Origin of the sequence: Noviherbaspirillum malthae (assembly GCF_015352985.1) — a bacterium.
Lineage (GTDB): Bacteria > Pseudomonadota > Gammaproteobacteria > Burkholderiales > Burkholderiaceae_D > Noviherbaspirillum > Noviherbaspirillum malthae.
The window spans coordinates 1-22,002 of record NZ_JACYXF010000084.1 but is presented as its reverse complement, the minus strand read 5'-3'; the positions used below and the strand labels follow the sequence as shown (position 1 = coordinate 22,002).

Here is a 22,002-nt window from a genome sequence, read left to right as displayed (position 1 = left end):
GACTCTTACATCCGCTGGTATAACGAAAAGCGCATCAAGATATCCCTTGGCTCACTCAGTCCTCTCGAATACCGGGAGAGCCTAGGATTTACGGCATAACCCAGTCCAAGATTTACGCCGCACCCCCAGTGGGTCAGTTCTACATGATCGCCAACAGTATGTTGCCGAATAATTTGATGGCAGCTTATCCATATTGATGCTCTTGTCAGTTAACCGATACGGCTGCTTTCGACACTTGAGCAGTCCGTCTGCGTTATGAATGAATCGCCCCGCGGTGCACATCGCTTGCCGCGTTCATTGCTGTAGCATTTTCAAAGGGCCTCTTGCAGTTAGTGTAAGCACCACGGAATGCAGTTTCATCGCTGCAGTGATGGCAGCTTTACTGCATTACCTGGACGAAGTTCGACATTGAAAACGGAACTGTCCCGGCGCGGCTGCCGATTCACGGAAAAAGGGGCGCGTCGGCAGCTCGGGAGTCGACCTGCGCCACGAATTCCGGTTGAATTCACGGATCTATGAATGAGGGTGGCATGCAGTCTTCGCGCGCGGCCATGATCAACGACCCGCCATCTCTCGTGATCGCGGCATCATGGCGATGCCGACACCTGCGCAGCTGGATGAAAGCTTCCGCTGGGAGTGCACGGGAAGATTGCCGGAAAATGGATAAGCGCAACTTAATGCAAATCTTGTCTCGCGGTGCATCGCCGGGTAAAGGAGCAGCGGCCGGCCGCATGCAATACTCGGTGCGGGCCGATGCGTGCTCACCTCAGTCGCCTTATTTAAAATCTGCCGGCACGCCATTCACGAAAGCCTTTCTGGAAACTCAGAACATGGCGCGCTTCGACACCATGCTGTCGTACGCGTGCGCTCCTCGTGCCGGGCTCAAGCCGCTCGCTAGAGTTTTCAAACGGGCTCTTGGAAATTCATTCCCGTCTCGCTCAGCTTAAATGCTGCTCCATTAAGTTGCGCAAAAGAGAATGCTGTCAGCCTGCGGTCTTGTCATGCTGCCTTCCGCAGATGTGATCATCACCTTGGCTTGCCGCCTTCTTGATGTTTACGAACAAATCGATTTGCGATTGACGACTTCCTTCGGCACTCAGCATCGGCACAATGCGCTACACAAACTACTTCGCCATGCACTTGGCAGCTACACAAGGGTGTTACGCAATTCCCACAAGCGAAGCAACTTGTTCGCGATTTTTTGTTGCTTCGGTAGAATAGGCATCCACCGATGGACAGATCCAAACCCCAGTGTTATCTGCCGTATCATTAATAGGTCAAAAGGATATCATCTTGTCGCACACTGTTCCAGGTACTACCAAAGCGCTCGATGGCTCTATTGCAGCAATGGACAGGCTGTTGCGGGAGCTGGCTGAAATTACGGCGCAAGATGATAGTGATCATGCTGCTCCGGTACTTGAATTGCAATTCGGCGATATCGCAACCAGAACAACATTGTTGAACAACGATGGCATGCAGTGCCTGTCAATAATTGCACTGCTACCTCGAAGCGGCCGAGTCAATTACTCAACGCGTACTCATACACCGCTGTCGGATGTCATCACTCCTGCCGAGGATATGGAATTGTTGTGGCATGCCGATGAAGGCCGCTACATTCTTCTGCGCCACATGCCGATCAGCGACTTCGCTGACGATATCAGTGTGCTCGATGCCATTCTCGATACCGCTGACAGAAGCAGGGCATGGTACATCTCCGCGCTTCAACTGAGAGCGACCGCAAGCTGACTCCTCGCCCATCCCTTCTCTTATTTCCCTCCGCTTTCCGATCAAGCCATTTGCTTGATGTCCGGATGACATGCGCAACTGTCGTTTCAAAATGATCCGCAGGCGCTGCAAAAGTGCTGTGTAAAGTATTTCAGCCCAGTGCCCGTTCCAGGCAGCCGCATCAAGACAAGATACCCAAAAGCGTGCCAAGCTAGGTTGCAGTCTCTCCCGCATCATGCAGCGTCGCTTCCCGTCTCCGCATGTCATGTGTTCGACGTAACCATTGCGTACCTGCGGCTGCAAACCGCTTGGCCGCCTCGGCGTCCAGCGGCGCGATCGCTTGCGCGCATTCCTTGAAAAATGCCTTTATCTGTAGATACAAGGTGTTCGCGCTGATACCCGCGGCCAGATCGGGGTGGATAATGTGTTCCGGCGACCATGGTGCGCGCTGCCCCGCGTCGGTGCCTTTTCCCAAAACATAAACATGCCGATTGCCGGGATGGGCAATATCGGGATGAAGCCCGCGGGACTGCAGGTAGTCGGAAAGCTCCTTTCCAAGACGAGATGAAACGGCAATCCCGGCGGCCGATGCCTGACGTTCCGGATTGCTGCCTGCGGAATTTCCGAAATGGGGCGCCTTGGCCGTGATCTCGCCGTCAGCTTCAGAATCGCTGATTCTTATCTGACCGACACGCGCGTCAAGCGCTTCGTTGAGCGGCAATCCGGTTTCGTAAAACAACCGCATCGCTACACGAAGGCGGCGGAAAACGGAAGTTGGCGGAAGCAAATCAAGCTGCTGTTCCAGGTACCTCCATTGGACCGGCGTAAAACTGCGGGATTCAACGACCGCTGGCTCGCTCCTTGGCAGCCGGATCTCGCTCCAGGGATTGGTGGAAAGATACTGGTTCTCTTCCAGGAACCGGTACAGATTCTTCAGGATGACGATAGTCTGGCGGCGGGCCGAAAACGACAATGGTCCCTCAAAAGGCCGCCATAACGGACTCCATCTCTCCCTGCTTCGCGGGCCGCACCACTGTTCCGCGGGTGAAGGACTTTCCAGAAAGGCGACATAGGCTTCGCAGTCCTGAACATTCATGGATGACAATGCCTTTTTGCGCAAGACTACCGCCCATAGCATGAATCGTTCGGCTTCCTTCCAGTAGGCGCGCTGCGTATGCGTCAGCCGTTGGGCCAATGGGGAGATACCCCGGATTTCGGCTCCGGGTGCCTCCTCCGCCATTCCATCCATCACAGTGTGATTTCCGGATTTCGATCGCAGCCAGAAAACGATGGCCTCCCGGTCATCATCCGCGGGAATCCGGCATCGGGAACCCGGCTGTCGATACTCGCCGGCGCGTCCGTCCAGTTCTGCGGGGATGATCAACTTTTCCAGGGGCACCACTGCGGTGACAGGTGCGACGACCTTGTCAAGAATGCTCTTGTCGAGACGCTTGCGCGGAATGCCGGCATGCACGCCGATCGGCAAGCCTGTGCTTGGGGCATGCAGGCGCAGCCAATCGACGATTCGAGCCGCCTTTGTCCTGCCGATAGCCGGAATTGCGCTCGACCATTGATGGCCCAGGCCATTGATACGGTCGGCCAGCTGCTTGAGTGTTTTGATACGGGCCGATTTCAAATGCCCAGCGAGGTCGGGATGAAGCCATGCATCGACAGGGTCGTCCTGTCTGGGTGGTTCCGCAACAAGCTGCTCGAGCCAGTCGAGCGCAGCAAGCTGTTTTGCGATCAGCCGGCTGCGGCGATTCTGCCGTGTGGATTGGCGGCCATAGCGGGCAATGAAATGTTCCAGCTGCTCCGCTTCCGAGAAGCCGGCAAGACCGTTATCGTTTGCAAATTCTTCAAGCGTTGGAATCTCTGCCTGACGCGGGTCGGATCTTTGCGTGTCGATGCGAACGAGCCTTGCTGTGCCGGGGCGGGCGTGCCGCTTTGCGGCTGCGGCAAATTCATCCCTGATCCACTGAACCGTGCGGTTGACCAGCTTCCTGTCCTGATGCTCGCCTTCGATTCGCAGGTAGCGGTTCCAGCTTTCATAAGTATCAAGTCCCTGCACAACGGCGCGCATGAATGCAATATGCCCTAGATGGAGCTTTCGGCTTTTCTGCTGTCGGGACTTTTGACGCTGGTTGGCCCTTGCTGGCATAGATCGGTCTGACATGACGGAAGCTCGAGTAAAGATGATGCGTGTTGTATCTGGTAGGCGATTCTGTCTCTTTGCAGCGGAAGACCCGAGTTGCATGACTCATACAAGTATTTGCCCTGCATGGAGCTGCACTTCACAAGCCTGCTGTGAAATGGTGTCTAAGGCTTTGATTCTATGACGCATTTATTGAGCCATTGAAATAACCCCGGCTATATTCACTTGTTTTTGCGTATGTTGATTATACGCGTTCGTCATCAGCTCATGCATGGAGGCCATTATCGGCAATCGGCGTCACGGTGCAACGCGCTTTCGAACCTCGTACGCCATATACCGCACAGAATACCGGCGAAGCGAAGAATTTCCGTGCTTGGGTCAACGCGCATGCTCGACCCATTTTCCAGCCTTGATTTCGGCATACAGGCGGGGCATATCCGATTTGGCAAGCGTGACAAAGCTGCCGTCTGCCAGAACGGCAATTGCGCCATCGCCATCAGCAAAGACATCGACTCGCTTGCCCGCCTTCATGAATCTCTTGCCGCGATATTCATCGGCATCGGTCTTCACCACGGCCAAGTTCTTGGCTTGGCTGCCCTGGCGCTCCAGTTGAGCTGCACGCTCTGCATAGTCTGATTGTTTTTCGATCATCGACAGCAGGTAGCGGTACACCCGTTGCCCGGTTGCCCCGATCGTTTGCAGCCTTGCTTTGGCCAGTTTGAAGATGTCCTCCAGTCGATACCCGGCCTGGTGTGCGAGACCTCGCAATTTGCAGACACCCGTTTCCTTGACGCCCATCTCGACGATTTCGAGCAAGTCCTGGGGCAAGCGAATGGGGTTGTCTTTCCGGTTTTTTACAGAAATCTCCCGTAGATCTTTTTTATAACTAAGGTCTACGTATACAGCACCGGCGGACATTTCTGTCTCCTGTGTGCAAGAATCCTCGGTCTTGGCTCGTGCGAACGGCAGTTCTACCAAGGCGCACAAGGCTTCGGTAAAGGAGTACTGCCGAGTGGTGAACAGGCCATATTCCGAGCGCTTGGAGTCCAGCGGCTTCAACCACCCAAGTTGACGAAACGTCGCAACGGCACGCTGTACCGTTTTTTCGCTGACATCGGCTTCTTCCGCGAGGCGATCGTTCCTGGCCCTGATAGCTTGTAGTCCATTCTTCTGCGAAGCGCGCGTCAACAAAGCACATAGCACTTTCCGCATGCTTTTGGTCAGCACGAGGAAAGTTGGATGCGTATGTGCCCGCAGGATGGCTTGTTGAATGATCTTTGGGTAATGCTTATAAGGTTGAACGACTTCTTCTAAAGTATAGGCGCGCACGATCTCGCTCCGCTGGCCTTGCGGCCGCAAAGTGTGAAAGGGACACGGCTTCTGGAAATTTGGGACGAGTTATATCCCGGTGATTTCGTTAGAAACGAAAAAATCTCCGTAAGCGTGCAAGAAATTGGCTGTGGCGTCTTGCACTCGGAAGAACTTACGGATAGACTTTGAATTGTCGAGATTCGATTGCCTACCCGGGTTGATCGAGTACAGCAAAGGCCCGCTCCCCAGCGGGCTTTTTGCTTTTTTCAGCCACTACTAAGTGACTTTAACTGTTCATTCTTGTCTCCGTAAGGGATAAAAATCGTAAGTCATTGTTTTTTATGCGGTTTCTACTAGAAACCACTTATTTCTGAGTTTTCAGGCTTTCTGCATGCCGTTCAAGCACTTGCCGGATCTCTTCAGCAACTGCTTGGGCCTGTTCTGCATTTTTGAAATCGAGTCGAATACTGGTGTCGGTTTTCCGGTAACTGCAGAACGTAGACTTCCCTACTTTGATTTGTACCACTTCGGCTTTCTGTGGCTTGGGCTTGGCCGAAGTCAATTCACTTTGCTTATCGGAAAAGATGCCGGCAGGCAGTGAAATGTTCTCGCCGTTCAACAGCCGAACTGCCTGGCCCTGGTCGAGTTCTCCCGAAGCAACTCGATTCAATGCGTCGACAACCTGCTCACTCTTTCCCTTTTTTGCGTGGCCGGCAAATGCAAGCGCGGCATTGGCTCCAAGAAGGTCAGGGCGAGCATTCAGTATCTGATGCGCTTCCTCGGGCAGGTCATCGAATGACATCAACTTCGAGATCTGGGCTTTTGATACGCCAGCCATCTCTGCCAGCTGATCCTGAGGAACGCTCGGCTTCATCTTGCGAATCATGCGGAAGCCAAGATACTTCTCATAATCCGGCAGACTCGGCTGAAGCAGATTGGCGTAGAAAGCGTTGATGTTGGCCTGCACCTCGTCGCTGTCTCGCACGACCGCCGGAATCTTCTGCCGGCCAAGTTCTCGGTAGACTGCCACCCGGTTATGTCCCGATACGATTTCGTAACCGCGATCGTTGCGGCTGCGTACCGTAATCGGCGTGACAAGCTCATTGTTGCGAAGATTTTCCCGCAGCTCGATGAATTCCTCTTCGCTGAGCTTGCGCCGCCTGCCTTCGACTTCGTACAAGTCATCGAGCGGGATTTCGAGACTCACTGCCCGTGCTTCCGCGTCGCGCAACTGGGCTTCCAGTTCTTCCACGCGCGCTTCCGCAGCATCCATTCTTTGTGCGGCATTCAAAAACATTGCAGGCGCCGTTCGAGGCGCCCGCTCATTAGCCTTGTCGACAGACCGCGCCTTTACGCCCGCGGTCTTGGCGCCCAGCTTGTCATAGATGCTCATGCCTTGCTCCACGATACAGCGAGTTGGTCGAGTACATAATCTGCCAGCCGGTCGAGCGGTTCCTTGTAGCGTCGATAGGCCTCAATGCTTCCGTCTGGCTTGCTCAGGTCGTAAATGGTTTTCAGCTGTGCCGATGCAGTGCGCGCGGCGGTGCTGTCAGGAATTTCAATACCGTTGATGTGCGCACCATAGGCCTGCTTCATCCAGGTCTTGACCAAGCGCGAAATTTCATTGGCCTGTACCTTGGTATAGACAATCGAGATGAAGTCGTAACGCTTCTGCTTCGCGTCCGGCAAACCATCGATCAGTTCGGAAAAGATTCCCCAGAACTGGACACTCGATGCGAAATCCAGTGCATCCGGCGGGCATGGCATCAGCAGACCGTCCGCTGCAATCATTGCATTGACGGTGAGATGGGAAAGACTGGGCGAAGTGTCGATGACGATGAGGTCGAATTCCTTGCGGAGCGGCTCGATACCGTCTTTCAGCACTTCCCAAAACTTGAAGCCGCGCTGTTCCATTGCCTTTGCCGGCAATGCAAACTCGGCGGCAAGCAATCCGCTAGAAGCGGGAATGACCGAAAGATTGTGCCAATAGGTGCTTTGCACCGCATATTGCAGGTCTGGATAGTCGCCATATATATATGGCATGATCGTCTGCTCGATATCGACATCCTGCTCGGGGCTGATGCCGGCAAGCTGCGTCGCGGTACCTTGTCCGTCGCAATCGATGATAAGGACTTTCAGGCCGCGCAAAGTCAATGCCTGAGCAAGCGCCATCGACGTACTGGTCTTGGCGACACCGCCCTTGTAATTGCAGACAGCAAGCACCTTCCCGGGACTGTCGGGAGCCCGGCGTGGCCGGCCGCCGATCTTTTGTACCCACTGGATGGCATCTTCAAGCGTATATTCCTTGGCCTTCGAACCTTCGATTTTCCTGCCGGAAGGTAACTCGTGTTTCTGTGTGAGATACTTCACCTGGCTCTTATCGATACCGCAAAGGTCAGCAATCGCCACGCTGGTGAAAGTGGGCGCTAACTTTCGAGGATGGGGTTCCACCATTGCATCCCGCACCTGTGCCAGTACATCCGCGGCGGTGGCTGCGAGATGATCCAGATCCTCCATGCTGACTTGCTGCAACGTCATGATCTCTCCCTTTTTGACGGGTAATTCCATATTTCATGAATGTTACTATGAAATGCGGAAGTGCACCACGTTTACAGCAGCATTTTCCCGTCACTATCGGAGAGAAATCAAAAGGGAAGTTCAAAAACCTCGAACATAAGCATGAGTTATATCGAGAAATACCTTATGAAAAGCGAAATCGACAGTAAATTCTTGCCGATCGTTATCACGGCAGAACTGTAGTCGGACACGCAACAGTTAGCGATGGTATTGGAGAAGAAGCGCTACATACCTTCGGCGACCTTGACTGCTTGCAGATACGTTTCGAGCGAAATATTACGGCCGCAAAGAACCACCCCGATCTTCTTTCCGCGATAGCTTGGAGCGCATTGCAGCATCGCCGCGAGTGCAACACCAGCCGCACCTTCTACCATCCAACGATCGGTCTGGGCGACGAGCCTCATCGCCATTTTGATTTTTTCTTCCGACACGAGCGCGACCTCATCGATCACCTGCTGACAGATCTCGAATGTGACGGCGTCGGGTTCGATACCGCCGGCGGTGCCGTCCGAAATCGTGTCGCTTTCCTGAACTTCGATGATCCTGCCGGCGACAAGACTGGCGTGCAGGCTGGGAGCATTGACCGGCCAGCAGCCGACGATCCTCGTATCCCGCGACCAGGTCTTGAATGCGGAACCGATGCCGGAAATCAGCCCGCCGCCGCCCACCGAGACAAATACCGCATCGAAGCCGCTTTCCTGACTAAACATTTCCATCGCAATCGTGCCCTGACCGGCAATGACGTCGACATCGTTGTAGGGCGGGACATAGCGTTGACCGGTAAGCGAAGACTGCCGCGATGCCGCGAGTTCGGCAGCCAGTGCGTCGCCCGGGACTTGAATGACCTGAGCACCCATCATGCGGATGGCCTCGATTTTGGCAGGAGAAGCATCGATCGGTACATAAACGGTGACTGCGATACCGAGCGTCCGGCCCGCCAGCGCCACCCCGAGGCCATGATTGCCGGACGATGCGGTAATGACGCCGTGCTCGCGCATCGAGGCGTGATGTCGAATCAGCTTGTTGCTGGCGCCGCGAAATTTGAACGAGCCTGTGCGCTGGAGATGCTCGCATTTGAGATGGACTTCGCACCCGGTCAGTCGGGATAGACCGGCGCTGTATTCGAGTGGAGTTTCCGGCACCTGCGGGCGGATAGCGCGGTGTGCTTCGCTGATTCGCCCGGAAAGTTCGGCTATGGATAGTTTCATGTATTCGTGTCAGATGTTTGTGGATCGTTCACCGCTTTGTCATGGTTGAGACCGACATAAAAATATTGCATTGAGATAATAAGTTCTCATGGTGCTATAAGCCAGCTGTCACCGAAGCATCTGTGGGCGGAGGATCAGAATGGATAGAATGAACGAAAAGAACAAGCCTCATGTATTGGTTGCAGCTATGTCAAGCTCAGCTCATGGCGTGGCACAGACACCCCCCAACCAAATTTATTTCGCATACGGTTAGTTCGCTTTCCGATGCTGTAACACATTACCGGACGTATATCGATCTGGTCGTATGCAGCCTGTGCTTTGGTGAAAGCCGCATGTTCGGCATTCTTCGCCGTCCTGATGCTCGCTTTGCCAAAGATGTGAGGCCTTGCCCTTGTATCAATGTTCACGAGCAGATGCTGAGCAAGTCCACTATTCTCAGCATTGACATGGCCAGCCGTTCGCTGGGGGCAGCCCGCTTCATTGAACTGAGCCGGTGGAGCGGCAGATACGGAAACGCAGGGGCAGCATTAAATTTCAGCGTCTTGTCGAAAAGACGCTGAAAGAAACGTGAAACTCGGCCAGCCTGCCATGCACGCATGACGATTCAGGAGGAAGCAGACATGTGGATTGAAAGATGCAGCAACTGGAGGTGCCGGCGTCCTTACCAGGTGAATGAATTCAAGAGCGATGGCGAACATCTTTTCGGCGACGACCTCCGCCCGGAACAAGTCACATGTCCCCATTGCGGCCAAAGCGAAACCCGCTGGACAACCAGCATTTTCCTCACGCACGAATTGTCGCCCGAGGAGGAAGCGCATTTTCAGCACACCAAGCACGACGCCTGAAGACCGCCGGGCCATGCTTGGCCGCGACCAGGCGCTCGTCTACCGTCCGAATCACGAACGGTTTCGTTGACGGCAGGCACAGCTTTCGCTAAGCCATGAAAGGCAGGGCATTACAATATCCCTGATCAGCATCTTCCGGCCACAGCACCAAGGAGTTTCCGTTGCTTACACCCCAATTCACACCGTCGGCCAGCTTCGACAGTCCCGAGGCCGCATTCGAACAGGCACGCATCATCTACGAACGAAACATTGCATATCTGCGGGAAGCGCTGCAGCGCTTCGTCGCGGGAGAAGACTTCCCCGAAAGAGTGCGCGCCTGCTATCCCTTCGTGCGCGTTCATACCGATACCGTGGCACGCGCCGATTCCCGTCTGTCCTACGGTTTCGTCGCAGGGCCCGGCACCTATGAAACCACCATCACCCGGCCCGACCTGTTCGCCAATTATTACCGGGAGCAGTTCGCCCTGCTGTTGAAGAACCATGGCGCCAACCATCAGGTACAGATCGAGGTCGGCACCAGCACCCAGCCCATTCCGGTGCATTTTTCATTCGCGGAAAACGATCACATCGAAGGCAGCATGACTGCCGAACGGCGCTTGATGATGCGCGACCTGTTCGACCTCCCCGATCTGGCGGCGATGGATGACGGCATTGCCAACGGCACCTACGATCCCTTGCCCGGTGAAGCCAAGCCGCTGTCGCTGTTCACCGCGCCGCGCGTGGACTACTCGCTGCAGCGATTGCGCCATTACACCGGCACCGCCCCGGCGCATTTCCAGAACTTCGTGCTGTTCACCAATTATCAGTTTTACATCGACGAGTTCATCAAGCTCGGACATGAAATCATGCGCCGTACCGATGAGCAGCCGGGTCTCACGTCGGATGCAGACCAGTATGTCGCCTTCGTCGAGCCGGGCAATGTGATCACTCGCCGTGCCGGCGCAATCGTGCAGCCCGGCGACGAGCTCGGCGCTCCGCCGCCGCGGCTGCCGCAGATGCCCGCCTACCATCTGATCCGCGAAGACGGCTGCGGCATCACCATGGTCAATATCGGCGTCGGGCCGGCCAATGCCAAGACCATCACCGACCACATCGCGGTGCTGCGCCCGCACGCATGGCTGATGCTCGGCCACTGCGCCGGCTTGAGGAATACCCAGGAGCTCGGCGACTATGTGCTGGCCCACGGCTACGTGCGCGAAGATCACGTCCTCGACGAAGACTTGCCGCTATGGGTGCCGATCCCGGCTCTCGCCGAAGTCCAGCTGGCCATCGAAGCGGCGGTTGCCGAGGTCACGCAGCTTTCCGGTTACGAGCTCAAGCGCATCCTGCGCACAGGCACCGTGGCCAGCACCGACAACCGCAACTGGGAACTGCTGCCGCAGCTCACGCCGGTGCGGCGCTTCAGCCAGAGCAGGGCGATCGCGCTCGATATGGAAAGCGCGACCATTGCCGCCAACGGCTTCCGCTTCCGCGTGCCTTACGGCACGCTGCTGTGCGTGAGCGACAAGCCGCTGCATGGAGAAATCAAGCTGCCGGGCATGGCCAATCATTTCTACCGCGAGCGGGTGGACCAGCATCTGCGCATCGGCATCCGCGCCCTGGAGCTGTTGAGAGGGCAGGGCATCGACAGGCTGCACAGCCGCAAGCTGCGCAGCTTCGCCGAAGTTGCATTCCAGTAGATTGGTCATGGTTGACCAATCCATGCATCTGTTTCGAACGATGACGCCGGCCGATGTGCCGGCGGTGATGCAGATACAGGCCCGCTGCTATGGCGTATCCATGCAGGAAAGCGAAGCCGCCATCCGTGACCGCCTGGAAGCATCGCCTGACTTGTCCTGGGTTGCGGATACAGATGGACGGATAGGCGCCTATCTCGTTGCCTATCGTTCCCGGCTCGGCAAGCTCGGAGCACTCGGTGCGCCATTCGACATTCCCGCCGATCCCGACAGTCTGTACTTGCATGATCTCGCCGTCGATCCGAGCTGCAAGGGGCAGGGACTGGGACCCGCTCTTGTGCGTATGGCCTTGAGGAAGGCTGATGATGAATCTCTTCCCTATTCGTCGCTGGTATCGGTTCAGGCCTCGAAGGAGTTTTGGGAACGACAGGGATATGCGGTCTGGACCGATCTTGATGTACGCCAGGCATTGCATCTGGATACCTATACCGGACCAGCTTGGTATATGGTCAACAGGTTGAAGCCGGAGGCCACAACCTAATACCAATCGCAAGTCATAACATGCCATGAGCTCGCGTCTTTTTCCGCCTGCCGGCGATGTGCTCGTCATCCATAGCCCCACTATGGATTCCTGATTTTGCAACCTCGGCCTTGCCAGACGAAGAAATCCATCGTTCTCATCTGGCACGTTATACCTTGGGATTGGTATAAGAGCTTGGCCGTCGGTCCGACAATGCAGGTATGCCGGGTTACGAATGCGCTGACTAAGCAATCAACATGAAAAAAGCCCCTGCCAATCCAACCGGCAGGGGCTTTCTGATTACGCAGTGTGTAATCGGACTGCATGCGCTGCAGTCCGATTGCCGCTGGATGTATCAGGCGTTCATCACGGCGACGGCGCGCACGTTCAGGTAAGCCTCGACCGCTTCCGGTCCGCCCTCGGAACCGTAGCCCGAATCCTTCACCCCGCCGAACGGCAGTTCCGCCGACGGCAGCGCCGGCATGTTCACCCACAGCATGCCCACTTCCACTCGCCGCGCCAAGAGATCCGCATTCTTCAGCGAACGCGTGAACGCATAGCCCGCCAGTCCGTAAGGCAGACGGTTCGACTCGGCAATCGCTTCCTCCAGCGTGTTGAAGCTGCGGATCGCCGCCATCGGTCCGAACGGCTCGTCGTTGAACACCTTGGCTTCGACCGGCACGTCCGACAGGATCGTCGGCTGCCAGAAGTTGCCGGCCTCGCCGATGCGCTCGCCGCCGGCCAGCACCTTGGCGCCGCGCTCGATCGCATCCTGCGTGAATTCCGCCATCGCGGTCAGGCGGCGAGGATTGGCCAGAGGGCCCATCTGCGTGCCTTCGGCCAGGCCGTCGCCAATCTTCAGCGCCTGCGCATGCTTGACCAGCGCCTGCTCGAACTCGCCGCGGATGCTTTCATGCACCAGGAAGCGCGTCGGCGAAATGCACACCTGACCCGCATTGCGGAACTTGGCCGCACCGGCCGACTTGACCGCCAGCGCGATGTCGGCGTCTTCGGCCACGATTACCGGCGCATGTCCGCCCAGTTCCATGGTCACGCGCTTCATGTGCTGGCCGGCCAGCGCGGCGAGCTGCTTGCCCACCGGGGTGGAGCCAGTGAAGGTGATCTTGCGGATCACCGGATGGGCGATCAGGTAGCTGGAGATCTCGGCCGGATTGCCGTAGACCAGGCCCAGCACGCCGGGCGGAATGCCGGCATCGACGAAGGCCTGGATGAGTGCGGCCGGGCCCGCCGGGGTTTCTTCCGGCGCCTTGACCAGCATCGAGCAGCCGGCGGCCAGTGCGGCGCCGACTTTGCGCACCACCTGGTTGATGGGGAAGTTCCAGGGCGTGAAGGCGGCGACGGGACCGACCGGGTCCTTGAGCACCATCTGGCGGATGGCGATGTTGGTGCGCGAGGGCACGATGCGGCCGTAGACACGGAAGCCTTCCTCGGCGAACCACTCGATGATGTCGGCTGCGGCCAGGGCTTCGCCCTTGGCTTCGACGAGCGGCTTGCCCTGTTCCTGGGTCAGCACGCGGCCGATGTTTTCGGCGCGCTCGCGCATGAAGGCGGCGGCGCGGCGCATGATCTTGCTGCGCTCGGCCGGCAGCATGTCGCGCCAGGTTTCGAAGCCTTTCTGGGCGGCTTCGAGGGCGCGGTCGAGATCGGCGCGGCCGGCATGGGCGACGCGGCCGATTTCCTGGCCGGTGGCGGGGTTGTGAACGGCCAGCGTGCGGCCGTCGGCGGCATCCTGCCACTGGCCGTTGATCAACAGTTGTGTATTCGGATAAGTCATGGTGTGCTCGCTTTGCCCAACGCAGGAAGTGTGGATCAAGCCGCAGTGCGCCGTCCGTCAGGCCTGCGGGAACTGGCGGGGTTGTGAGCGCGTGCGGAGTGTTATCGCGAGGCAGACAATCCAAGCGCCTGCCCGCATCAATGTATCGTTGCCAAATTTGCTCGGCAGGCTCTAGTGTACCAGCGATGGCGGAGAGGCATCTGACATGATAAATTGGATATCTGACAATTTTGCCGAAGCGCATTCCGGCAATGGCTCGATGTCGCGAGCTGAAATCATGAGCGAACTTTCATGCCGGTTTCACCCTGGCTTCCGTGGAGACGAACGGATCATGTCGTGAGAATACTGTTGAACCTGATCGGCCTCGTTGCCGTCGCGCTCGGCGTGCTGGGGATTTTTCTCCCTCTTTTGCCGACTACGCCATTCCTGCTGCTCGCCTCTGCCTGTTTCATGAAGAGCTCGCCGCGCCTTCACCAGTGGATGATGAACAACCGCCTGTTCGGCGAGTATCTGAAAAACATCCAGGAAAAGAAAGGCATCCCGCTCAGGGGCAAGATCGTGACGCTGATCGTGCTCTGGACGTCGATGGGCTATTCCATCTATATCGTGCGCCCGCTGGTGCTCAAGGGGTTGCTGATCACCATCGGTCTATGCGTCAGCGCCTGGATTCTGCATATGAAAACCCTGCGCCGCGGCCCTGATCAAAAGATGTGACGAGCGCTTGTTCCGGTTCATTGCGCAAGCGGCCGCAGCGTTCCCTTGTCTATCGCTTCGATGAAGGCCAGATACTGGCGATTGAACTGAATGGCGCGCTTCGCACGCGTCATCGCTACGTAGAGCAGGTTGACCTCCTGCTCGAATTCGGCCTCGTCGACTGCGGTTCGCCGCCCTCTCTTGTCGACCAGTTCCTGGTAATCGTCATCGAGCAGAACTTGGTCGAATTGCAATCCCTTCGACCGGTGCGCCGTCAGCAGCAGCACCTGTGCCTCCGCCGCGTTTGCGCAGGCCTGGCCGGCGACCTTGTTCATCAGTTCCGGCAGGGCGGCGCGATACTGGTTGACTACCGACACCAGCGACAGGATTTCCTTGTCCGAAGTCTCGCGGCCGTAGGTGGCGAGCGCGTCGAAGTTTCCGAACTCGCGGTAGAACGCATCCTGCACCAGCTCTCCCTGATCCGACCACAGGCCATAGATATCGCGCAGCTTGCCGAACAGCGAATTGTGCAGACCCCCGACGAAATGCACGCGGCGCTGGCCGAGCAGGCCGACCGCCTGGTTGAACACGCCGGCATTGGTGCGGCTGATGATTGCATAAGGTCGGGCCTCGTCGATACGGTCGGGACGGGCGGCCATCGCGCCGCCGCCGACAATCGTATGCGCTTCCGCTTTCATGTACCGCAGCAGCGTGGTGGCGGCATTGGCGACAAGGCTGCCGAAGCGCATCGAGCGCGTCAGGTAATGCACTTCCGCGCCGGGCAGCATGTCCATGACATTCACATTCCCGCGAAAGCCATAGATGGACTGATGCCGGTCTCCCACCAGCACCTTGCCGCAGCTTTGGCGGAACACGACGTCGGCTGTGACCGGATTGGTGTCCTGCGCTTCATCGAGCAGGATGATGTCGTAACGCCTGGACAGCACCGGCATGGACAGCTGGTACAGCTTCAGATAAGCATCATGCGTCAGCGGCAAGGGCTTGCTTTCATCGATCATGTCGCGCCAAACCTGCTGCGCGGCGCCGGCGATGCGCAGCCGGTCCGACATGGGCAGCGATTCGGGAACATTCTCTTCGGTGACCGCAGGGCTGGCCGAGTACATGAAGTTTTCCAGTGTCTTCACCAGCACGTCGGCCACCAGCAGCGAGACATCGCTGTAGTGACGGAGCAGGTCATGCGGCCGCAGCGTTCCCAGCTTGTGGCGGTACCGATAACCGATGGCGGTGTAGGCCAGCGAATGCATGGTGCGGCAGTCGACATTCTCCGGAAAGGAGCCGGCCGCTTCTTGGGCCATGGCCTTGTTGAATGCCAGGTACAGGATCCGAGAACGCGGGCGCGCCAGCGCATAGCCGCGCAGGGTGGTGGTCTTGCCGGTACCGGCAAAGGCATTGACCACCACATTGGCGGCTTGGCTGTCGATGACTCTGGCTTGCTCGGCGGTGAACTGCATGCTCATTGCTCCACCGCCATGACGCGTCCCGGCTCCGGCATGCGGCGAGGCGGGGGCAAATCCATTTCACCAATGCCTTGCCGAATGATGTCTTGCAGCTGCCGGCATGCGGCCGCGGGTTCCGCTTCCGCCCGATACATGGCGAGGCCCAGCGATGGCAAGGGCGGAAGCCCGTACTCCTGCGGCGCCAGTATCCGCAATCCTGCGGGCAGGCCGAGTCGGGTGCGCACCGTCACGCCGAGTCCGGCAGCCACCGCGGCCCAGATGCCTCCCAGGCTCGGACTGATGAATACCAGACGCCAGGAGATGCCGGCCCGGTCCAGCGCTTCGGTAGCCATCGTCCGCAGCAGGCAAGGCGCCTCGAGCGCCACCAGCGGCACCGGCTCGGCATGACGTCCCGCACGCAAGCCGAATGCGTCCGGCGCCTGGCCGGCCCGGCCTATCCAGTGCAGCGGATAGCTTCCCATCGTTTCCATATGCGCCGTTCCCTCGCCGGCATGCCATGCCAGCGCCAGATCGAGCTGGGCCGAGCGTACCTGCGTAAGCAGTTCCAGATTGCGGGCGATCCTGGCTTCGATGCGTACACCCGGATGACTGCGGGCAAAGCGCCCGAGTATGTCGGGCAGCAGGTGTTCCCCGAAATCTTCTTGCAATCCAAGGCGGACCCAGCCCTCCAGTTCCAGCCCGCGTACTGCCATTGCGGCTTCGTCATTCAATTCAAGGATGCGCCGGGCGTAGCTCAGCATGACTTCCCCGGCATTGGTAAGAACCATGCCGCGGCCCGCCTTGGTCAGCAACTGCGTTCCCGCCTGCTCTTCCAGCTTTTTCATCTGCGCGCTGACGGCGGAGGTAGAGCGTCCCAGCCTGTCTGCCGCTTTCGCAAAGCTGCCCAGTTCCATGCCGACGCTGAAGCTGCGCAAGGCATCGAGGTCGAAGTTGGTTCTTCGCATGGGATTGTCCTGAATTTCAGGATGGTTCGTTCCAAACAATTTGATTTTCCTAACTATCGCCGCTCTTTATGCTAGCCGTCAAGCGTCAATTCTTCGTCACTTCACCTTTGAGGAGAGTTTCAATGAGCAGATTTGCAGGATTGGGACAAGCGGGGCTGGGAGATGTTGCGCCCAGGCTTGCGCAGATCACCGATTCGGTTCTCTTTGGCGACATCTGGGAAAGAAGCGAATTGTCGAAGCGCGACCGCAGCCTGATTACGGTCGCCGCTCTCGCCGCCCTGTATCGCCATGAGCAGCTTCCCTTCCATCTGAAGACGGCCATCGAACATGGTGTATCCAGAGAGGAACTGGCGGAAGTCGTCACGCATCTCGCCTTCTACGCGGGCTGGCCGGCTGCCGCAAGCGCAGCTTCCATGCTGAAGAACCTTTAAGCAAGCTATCCTTCAACAGGAGCCATATATCATGCCTTTCTGCCGTATTTCCCTGCAGCGCGGACAATCGCCGGAGTATCTGAAGGCACTGTCCGACAGCCTGCATCAGGCCCTCGTCGATACCTTCGAGGTGCCTGCAGATGATCGTTTCCAGGCCATCCATCAACATGCATCCGATGAACTGGTCTTCGATCCGCATTACCTCGGCGGACCGCGCTCCGGCAATTTCATTCTGATCGCCGTGACGGCGGGACGCCAACGCAGCCGGGCAACCAAACAGGCGTTCTACCGCAGGCTTGCCGATCTGCTTGCGGATGCGCCCGGGATCCGGCCGCAAGACGTAATGGTCGTCATCAATACGACCGAAGCGGAAGACTGGTCATTCGGCAGCGGCATCGCCACCATGCTTCCGACCCGACCCGAGCGCGCCGAAACCGGAATCCAAGCCGAGGAGAGAACAGCATGATCGCCATGCAATATGGATTCACCTTTCCTGCAGACTATGACATGGCCATCATCGACCGGCGTATAGCGGAAAAAGGCCACATGACGGACGGCTTTCCCGGCCTGGTGTTCAAGTCCTACCTGACGCAGCGCAGGAAGCCGGGCCAGGGAAATGCGCTTGCGGCCGAAAACGTCTATGCATCGTTCTATCTCTGGCATACGGCCGAAGCAATGAATGCCTTTCTGTGCGGCCCGGGCTTTGCCGGCCTGACGCAATCCTTCGGATGGCCATCCGTGAAAACATGGTCGGTATGGGACGCAAGGACCTCGGCAGAAATATCAAAGGCCCGTTTCGCCACGCGCGAGTCCATTCCGATCATGCCCTACTCGATGCTGGATGCATTGCGCGCGTCGGAGATCGAGCAGGCGGATATTCTGGCAAGGAAGGAACAGGCACTTGCCGTCGTGACCGGTTTCGAACCGACGACGTGGACGCAGGTACGATTCTGTTTGTGGGAGGAGCCGCCGGCGATGACGCCGACAACCGGGGCGCAATTATATGCAGTCGGACATCTGTCCAAGGGATGATGGAAAGATTGCGGGCGGGTTATGCTGTCAGGGACGATTGGAATTCGCATCCGCCCTATCGATACCTTCAAGGCCAAGTCATGGAACACAGACCCAACCCGCGGCCCTGGCAGCCCAAGCCGTTTTCGATTGCCGTTCTGGACAGCGACGAGTATCTGGCAGACACGCTTTGCGCACGCTTGCAAGGCAGCGGATTCAATGCAAGCGCGTTCTATGACATTGCTGCATTGATGGCGGCGCACCGGAACACAGTTTTCAACGCCTACGTACTGGATTACTTGGCTGATTGGCTGCCGCCGTCCACTAGCTTGGAAGCTCTGATCGCTTCCATCCGGGGCGGCAACAATCGCGACGTTCCCGTATTCATCCTGGGAAATCAGGTAGCGCCTGAACGCATCGAAGGTCTCGGCGACATCATCATGCGATACAAGGTCCGGTATGTGTTAAAGCCGGTTGAGATGAGTTATCTTGCAAAGCGGATTACTGAGGCCATTGCCCAAAGGGCGGGGCTGTGAACGGATTGCAGCGTTGGAATGAAACGCAGGAAGAGCAAGGAAAGGGCTTGGAATAGTCGGGAACTTGGCGGGGGTGTTGTTATCGAACCACTAAAGACGTACAAACTTTGCGTTTTTTCAAACTTTGATAGCGATTTCCATGATGACCGAATTCCAGCAAAGAACCAAGGCAGTGCATTTTGGCAGCATTGAAGACAAGATGATGGGCTTGGGCTGCGTCGCCGCCTCAGCCAGCATCAGCCTTGCAATCATGTTCTGGGCTGCCCGCCTGCTGCTCGAAAAGAGCATGCTGATGTAGAACCCGACGACTGCCTCCGATGACGTCCTTGACTGATGGTTAACCGGGACGTCATTTCGGATTAAAGCGCCCGCTCGACCAGGCAAGTCTCGAACATTGAAGTGTTGAGTCGAGGTGCCGAGCGGTTTAATCTAGGTTCCGGCGAAACTACGCCATGCGAAGCTTCTTCGCCAGCTCGGAAAGCCTGTATGGCTTGCTGATAAAGCCGAACTCTTCAATTGACTTGTCCTGCGCCTTGAGGGCCGGCAGCGGATACCCCGAAGCAAGTAGCACTTTCAGTTCAGGCCGGAAACTGCGCGCCTGTTTAGCCAGTTCGAGGCCGTTCATCCCGGGCATCATGATGTCGGAAAACAATACGGCAATATCCGTGTTCCTGTGAAGAATTTCCAGCGCCGATTCTGCATTGTTCGCCGTGTAAACTTCGTAGCCAATATTACGGAAAAGGGCCGCTGCCAAGTCCATGACGTCCTGCTCGTCATCCACGACCAGCACCTTGTCCGCATTCTCTTCGCAGTTACTGCCATCCTCGGCCTGTCCATCGGTCGCCGGAAGATACAGGCTGATTGTGGTGCCTTCGCCCACAGTCGACACGGCCTCGACGGCACCGCCTGACTGCTTCATGAAACCATACACCTGACTCAATCCCAAGCCGGTACCTTTACCGACTTCCTTGGTGGTAAAGAATGGTTCGAATGCGCGCATCATGACTTCCTGCGTCATGCCGGAGCCTGTATCGCTGACGGTGACCATCACATAACGTCCTGCCGCAAGGCCCGCCACCTGGCCGTCTGCCAGATCTGCATTCTTTGTAACGATCGAGATCGTGCCGCCGGCAGGCATCGCATCGCGCGCGTTCACGACGAGGTTAAGCAAGGCTGTTTCGAATCGGGGCGCATCCACCAGCACCGGGTTCAGATTCGGCGCCAGATCGGCCCTGAACGCGATGCTCGAATTACCGGCACGCCGCAGCACCGACTCGAACCCGTTGATCAGTGTATTCAGGTTGTACTTCTCCGGATTCAACGGCTGCTGGCGTGCAAAGGAAAGCAGTTGCTGCGTCAGGGTGGCACCGCGTTCGACAGCGCGGCGCATGCTTTCCATGATCTTGACGCTTAGCGCATTCTGGTTGTCGACCGGAAGGATTTCAAGGCCGTTGCTCAATACGGAAAGGAGGTTATTGAAGTCGTGTGCGATTCCGCCGGTCAACTGTCCGATGGCTTCCATCTTTTGGGCTTGAAACAAGGCGGCGTTGGCACGTTCAAGCGCTTCTGTGGCCTCTTTCTTTTCCGTGATGTCGCGGGTAATTTTGGCGAATCCGATGAGCGTGCCGTCATCGTCGCGGATTGCATCAATGATGACATGTGCCCAGAACCTGGTGCCGTCCTTGCGGATTCGCCATGCCTCACGCTCAAACCGGCCTTCCCTCATCGCCGTTTGCAAAGCAACAGCCGGAAGTCCGGCGGCACGATCCTCTGGCGTGTGGAAACGGGCAAATGAGGTACCGATCACTTCATCGGCGGTATAGCCCTTGATGCGTTCGGCGCCTGCATTCCAATTGGTGACATTGCCCTCGGGCGACAACATGTAGATGGCGTAATCGGTGACACCTTGCACGAGCATCCGGAAGCGCTGCTCGCTTTCGCGCAAGGCTTCCTGGGCACGCTTGCGCTCGGTAATATCCCGCGTTACCTTGGCAAAGCCGATGTGCTCGCCTTCGGTATCAAAGATAGGATCGATCACGACGCTGGTCCAGAACGTAGTGCCGTCCTTGCGTACCCGCCAGCCCTCAGCCTCGAACTTGCCGTGTTTCAATGCCGTGTCGAGTGCCTTTTGCGGCAAGCCGGCTTTTTGGTCTTCAGGCGTATAGAAGCGCGAGAAATGATGGCCAATGATCTCTTCTGCGCGGTAACCCTTGAACCGCTCCGCGCCAGCGTTCCAACTGGTAATCGTTCCCTGGGGATCAAGCATGTAAATAGCATAGTCGCTGATTCCGGAAACAAGCAATTCGAATCGGCGCTCGGCTGTCATTTTTTGGGACAGCGGGGCTGACAACTGATTCATCTGATGTGATTCCTTCTGATGCTGCGTTAATGCGAAGCTAAGGTATAGCCTTGTTGTAATGGTACACCGATCATCGATGGGTATGCCTCGTTCCGAACGGAAGGACGGACCTTATGCGTCTGGCAGACGCTTCGTCTGGATGCGATCCCAAGTTAGAAAACTCCAAGTGAAGAGGGACCGATGGCAGTGCACGATTGTCAAGGTGCCCCTCGGAAAAGATTCTAGAGGCTACGTTTCGCCGTCAGTTCATGAAATCCGCGAATAACCCTATTCTCGAAAAAAATTTGCACAGTAGCGAATGCTTTGCTATAGTTCGGCTCCCGTCGCGAAACGCAGCAAACAAAGCGCGAAGCGACAGGAAGCAACAAGGGCGGTAAAGGGCAGCAGATGTTTGACTGACTCTTGAAACCCGGCAGCCGCATCTTATATAAGCATGACGGCGACAGACACGACGCTCTGTCAGGCAAGGTTCTTTAACAACCAACAACCGATAAGTGTGGGCGCTCGATGAAGCGGGCCGGCAGCGCAAGCTGCGTGGCTCAAAGCATATGAAGTGCTCGCACAAGAAACAAATAGGTAAGTATCGCGAGATACGTATCTGTCAGTATTTTGAGTGAGCGACACCTCTTACGAGGTTGCCAGAAATGGCGCAACAGAGATTGAACTGAAGAGTTTGATCCTGGCTCAGATTGAACGCTGGCGGCATGCCTTACACATGCAAGTCGAACGGCAGCGCGGACT

Annotated in this window: 20 protein-coding genes and 1 rRNA gene; 12 read left to right on the top strand and 9 right to left on the bottom strand. The window is 57.1% G+C overall.

The window, feature by feature from the left end; all coding sequences use genetic code 11:
- On the top strand, positions 1-99 hold a 99-nt coding region (locus IGW03_RS33720), incomplete at its 5' end, for an IS3 family transposase (protein WP_194722984.1).
- A 1,194-nt stretch (positions 100-1,293) separates the two neighbouring features.
- Positions 1,294-1,746: a hypothetical protein gene (locus IGW03_RS33715; RefSeq protein WP_194726808.1), complete on the top strand. Its 453-nt coding sequence runs from the start codon at positions 1,294-1,296 to the stop codon at positions 1,744-1,746.
- A 190-nt stretch (positions 1,747-1,936) separates the two neighbouring features.
- Here the strand turns inward: IGW03_RS33715 and IGW03_RS33710 are convergent, their stop codons facing one another.
- The 5 genes from IGW03_RS33710 to IGW03_RS33690 all read right to left on the bottom strand — a co-directional run bounded on the left by IGW03_RS33710 (position 1,937) and on the right by IGW03_RS33690 (position 8,973).
- Positions 1,937-3,979, bottom strand: a complete 2,043-nt coding sequence (locus IGW03_RS33710) for a phage integrase family protein (protein ID WP_194726807.1) — start codon at positions 3,977-3,979, stop codon at positions 1,937-1,939.
- 276 nt (positions 3,980-4,255) lie between these two features.
- On the bottom strand, positions 4,256-5,206 hold the full coding sequence (locus IGW03_RS33705; RefSeq protein ID WP_194726806.1) for a helix-turn-helix domain-containing protein: 951 nt from the start codon (positions 5,204-5,206) through the stop codon (positions 4,256-4,258).
- Between the two features lie 346 nt (positions 5,207-5,552).
- Positions 5,553-6,581, bottom strand: a complete 1,029-nt coding sequence (locus IGW03_RS33700) for a ParB/RepB/Spo0J family partition protein (RefSeq protein WP_194726805.1) — start codon at positions 6,579-6,581, stop codon at positions 5,553-5,555.
- Positions 6,578-7,726 carry a ParA family protein gene (locus IGW03_RS33695; RefSeq protein WP_194726804.1) on the bottom strand — a complete coding sequence of 383 codons (1,149 nt, stop codon included), beginning with the start codon at positions 7,724-7,726 and terminating at the stop codon, positions 6,578-6,580. The genes IGW03_RS33700 and IGW03_RS33695 overlap by 4 nt, the downstream gene beginning before the upstream one ends.
- Positions 7,727-7,989: 263 nt before the next feature.
- Positions 7,990-8,973 carry a threonine/serine dehydratase gene (locus IGW03_RS33690; protein WP_194726803.1) on the bottom strand — a complete coding sequence of 328 codons (984 nt, stop codon included), beginning with the start codon at positions 8,971-8,973 and terminating at the stop codon, positions 7,990-7,992.
- A 332-nt stretch (positions 8,974-9,305) separates the two neighbouring features.
- Here IGW03_RS33690 and IGW03_RS33685 point away from each other — a divergent pair, with 332 nt between their 5' ends.
- From IGW03_RS33685 to IGW03_RS33675, 3 genes are all read left to right on the top strand, one after another.
- Positions 9,306-9,533 (top strand): hypothetical protein, encoded by a 228-nt coding sequence (locus tag IGW03_RS33685; protein WP_194726802.1) that lies wholly within the window; start codon positions 9,306-9,308, stop codon positions 9,531-9,533.
- Between the two features lie 446 nt (positions 9,534-9,979).
- Positions 9,980-11,497, top strand: a complete 1,518-nt coding sequence (locus IGW03_RS33680; protein WP_194726801.1) for an AMP nucleosidase — start codon at positions 9,980-9,982, stop codon at positions 11,495-11,497.
- Positions 11,498-11,504: 7 nt separating this feature from the next.
- Positions 11,505-12,035 (top strand): GNAT family N-acetyltransferase, encoded by a 531-nt coding sequence (locus tag IGW03_RS33675; protein WP_228536259.1) that lies wholly within the window; start codon positions 11,505-11,507, stop codon positions 12,033-12,035.
- A gap of 334 nt (positions 12,036-12,369) precedes the next feature.
- On the opposite strand, the gene IGW03_RS33670 is transcribed toward IGW03_RS33675, so the two are convergent.
- Complete coding sequence (locus tag IGW03_RS33670) at positions 12,370-13,809, bottom strand: NAD-dependent succinate-semialdehyde dehydrogenase (protein WP_194726800.1); 1,440 nt, start codon at positions 13,807-13,809, stop codon at positions 12,370-12,372.
- A gap of 336 nt (positions 13,810-14,145) precedes the next feature.
- Here IGW03_RS33670 and IGW03_RS33665 point away from each other — a divergent pair, with 336 nt between their 5' ends.
- Complete coding sequence (locus IGW03_RS33665) at positions 14,146-14,523, top strand: YbaN family protein (RefSeq protein WP_194726799.1); 378 nt, start codon at positions 14,146-14,148, stop codon at positions 14,521-14,523.
- Positions 14,524-14,540: 17 nt separating this feature from the next.
- On the opposite strand, the gene IGW03_RS33660 is transcribed toward IGW03_RS33665, so the two are convergent.
- Together IGW03_RS33660 and IGW03_RS33655 are read right to left on the bottom strand one after the other, a co-directional pair.
- Positions 14,541-15,974, bottom strand: a complete 1,434-nt coding sequence (locus IGW03_RS33660) for a UvrD-helicase domain-containing protein (RefSeq protein WP_194726798.1) — start codon at positions 15,972-15,974, stop codon at positions 14,541-14,543.
- Between the two features lie 2 nt (positions 15,975-15,976).
- Positions 15,977-16,924, bottom strand: coding sequence for a LysR substrate-binding domain-containing protein (locus IGW03_RS33655; RefSeq protein ID WP_194726797.1), 948 nt, complete (start codon positions 16,922-16,924; stop codon positions 15,977-15,979).
- A gap of 122 nt (positions 16,925-17,046) precedes the next feature.
- Between IGW03_RS33655 and IGW03_RS33650 the strand changes: the two genes are divergently transcribed.
- The 5 genes from IGW03_RS33650 to IGW03_RS33630 all read left to right on the top strand — a co-directional run bounded on the left by IGW03_RS33650 (position 17,047) and on the right by IGW03_RS33630 (position 19,200).
- The gene (locus IGW03_RS33650) at positions 17,047-17,355 is read left to right on the top strand and encodes a carboxymuconolactone decarboxylase family protein (RefSeq protein ID WP_194726796.1); all 309 of its coding nucleotides are present in this window, start codon (positions 17,047-17,049) and stop codon (positions 17,353-17,355) included.
- Between the two features lie 31 nt (positions 17,356-17,386).
- Complete coding sequence (locus tag IGW03_RS33645; RefSeq protein WP_194726795.1) at positions 17,387-17,821, top strand: tautomerase family protein; 435 nt, start codon at positions 17,387-17,389, stop codon at positions 17,819-17,821.
- Positions 17,818-18,387, top strand: a complete 570-nt coding sequence (locus IGW03_RS33640; RefSeq protein ID WP_194726794.1) for a DUF4865 family protein — start codon at positions 17,818-17,820, stop codon at positions 18,385-18,387. The genes IGW03_RS33645 and IGW03_RS33640 overlap by 4 nt, the downstream gene beginning before the upstream one ends.
- Positions 18,388-18,467: 80 nt before the next feature.
- Positions 18,468-18,902 (top strand): response regulator transcription factor, encoded by a 435-nt coding sequence (locus IGW03_RS33635; protein ID WP_194726793.1) that lies wholly within the window; start codon positions 18,468-18,470, stop codon positions 18,900-18,902.
- 139 nt (positions 18,903-19,041) lie between these two features.
- Positions 19,042-19,200 (top strand): hypothetical protein, encoded by a 159-nt coding sequence (locus tag IGW03_RS33630; protein WP_194726792.1) that lies wholly within the window; start codon positions 19,042-19,044, stop codon positions 19,198-19,200.
- Positions 19,201-19,347: 147 nt separating this feature from the next.
- Here the strand turns inward: IGW03_RS33630 and IGW03_RS33625 are convergent, their stop codons facing one another.
- Positions 19,348-21,261, bottom strand: coding sequence for a hybrid sensor histidine kinase/response regulator (locus IGW03_RS33625; RefSeq protein WP_194726791.1), 1,914 nt, complete (start codon positions 21,259-21,261; stop codon positions 19,348-19,350).
- Positions 21,262-21,922: 661 nt separating this feature from the next.
- Here IGW03_RS33625 and IGW03_RS33620 point away from each other — a divergent pair.
- Positions 21,923-22,002: ribosomal RNA gene (locus tag IGW03_RS33620) — 16S ribosomal RNA — on the top strand; the annotation flags it as partial.

What these genes read in the sequence shown, in the direction of transcription:
- IGW03_RS33670 (WP_194726800.1), bottom strand. Translation starts at nt 13,809, where the DNA reads ATGACTTATCCGAATACACAACTGTTGATCAACGGCCAGTGGCAGGAT.
- IGW03_RS33700 (WP_194726805.1), bottom strand. Translation starts at nt 6,581, where the DNA reads ATGAGCATCTATGACAAGCTGGGCGCCAAGACCGCGGGCGTAAAGGCG.
- IGW03_RS33645 (WP_194726795.1), top strand. Translation starts at nt 17,387, where the DNA reads ATGCCTTTCTGCCGTATTTCCCTGCAGCGCGGACAATCGCCGGAGTAT.
- IGW03_RS33695 (WP_194726804.1), bottom strand. Translation starts at nt 7,726, where the DNA reads ATGACGTTGCAGCAAGTCAGCATGGAGGATCTGGATCATCTCGCAGCC.
- IGW03_RS33710 (WP_194726807.1), bottom strand. Translation starts at nt 3,979, where the DNA reads ATGCAACTCGGGTCTTCCGCTGCAAAGAGACAGAATCGCCTACCAGAT.
- IGW03_RS33625 (WP_194726791.1), bottom strand. Translation starts at nt 21,261, where the DNA reads ATGAATCAGTTGTCAGCCCCGCTGTCCCAAAAAATGACAGCCGAGCGC.
- IGW03_RS33640 (WP_194726794.1), top strand. Translation starts at nt 17,818, where the DNA reads ATGATCGCCATGCAATATGGATTCACCTTTCCTGCAGACTATGACATG.
- IGW03_RS33675 (WP_228536259.1), top strand. Translation starts at nt 11,505, where the DNA reads ATGGTTGACCAATCCATGCATCTGTTTCGAACGATGACGCCGGCCGAT.
- IGW03_RS33650 (WP_194726796.1), top strand. Translation starts at nt 17,047, where the DNA reads ATGAGCAGATTTGCAGGATTGGGACAAGCGGGGCTGGGAGATGTTGCG.
- IGW03_RS33660 (WP_194726798.1), bottom strand. Translation starts at nt 15,974, where the DNA reads ATGCAGTTCACCGCCGAGCAAGCCAGAGTCATCGACAGCCAAGCCGCC.
- IGW03_RS33690 (WP_194726803.1), bottom strand. Translation starts at nt 8,973, where the DNA reads ATGAAACTATCCATAGCCGAACTTTCCGGGCGAATCAGCGAAGCACAC.
- IGW03_RS33655 (WP_194726797.1), bottom strand. Translation starts at nt 16,924, where the DNA reads ATGCGAAGAACCAACTTCGACCTCGATGCCTTGCGCAGCTTCAGCGTC.
- IGW03_RS33630 (WP_194726792.1), top strand. Translation starts at nt 19,042, where the DNA reads ATGATGACCGAATTCCAGCAAAGAACCAAGGCAGTGCATTTTGGCAGC.
- IGW03_RS33685 (WP_194726802.1), top strand. Translation starts at nt 9,306, where the DNA reads ATGTTCGGCATTCTTCGCCGTCCTGATGCTCGCTTTGCCAAAGATGTG.
- IGW03_RS33635 (WP_194726793.1), top strand. Translation starts at nt 18,468, where the DNA reads ATGGAACACAGACCCAACCCGCGGCCCTGGCAGCCCAAGCCGTTTTCG.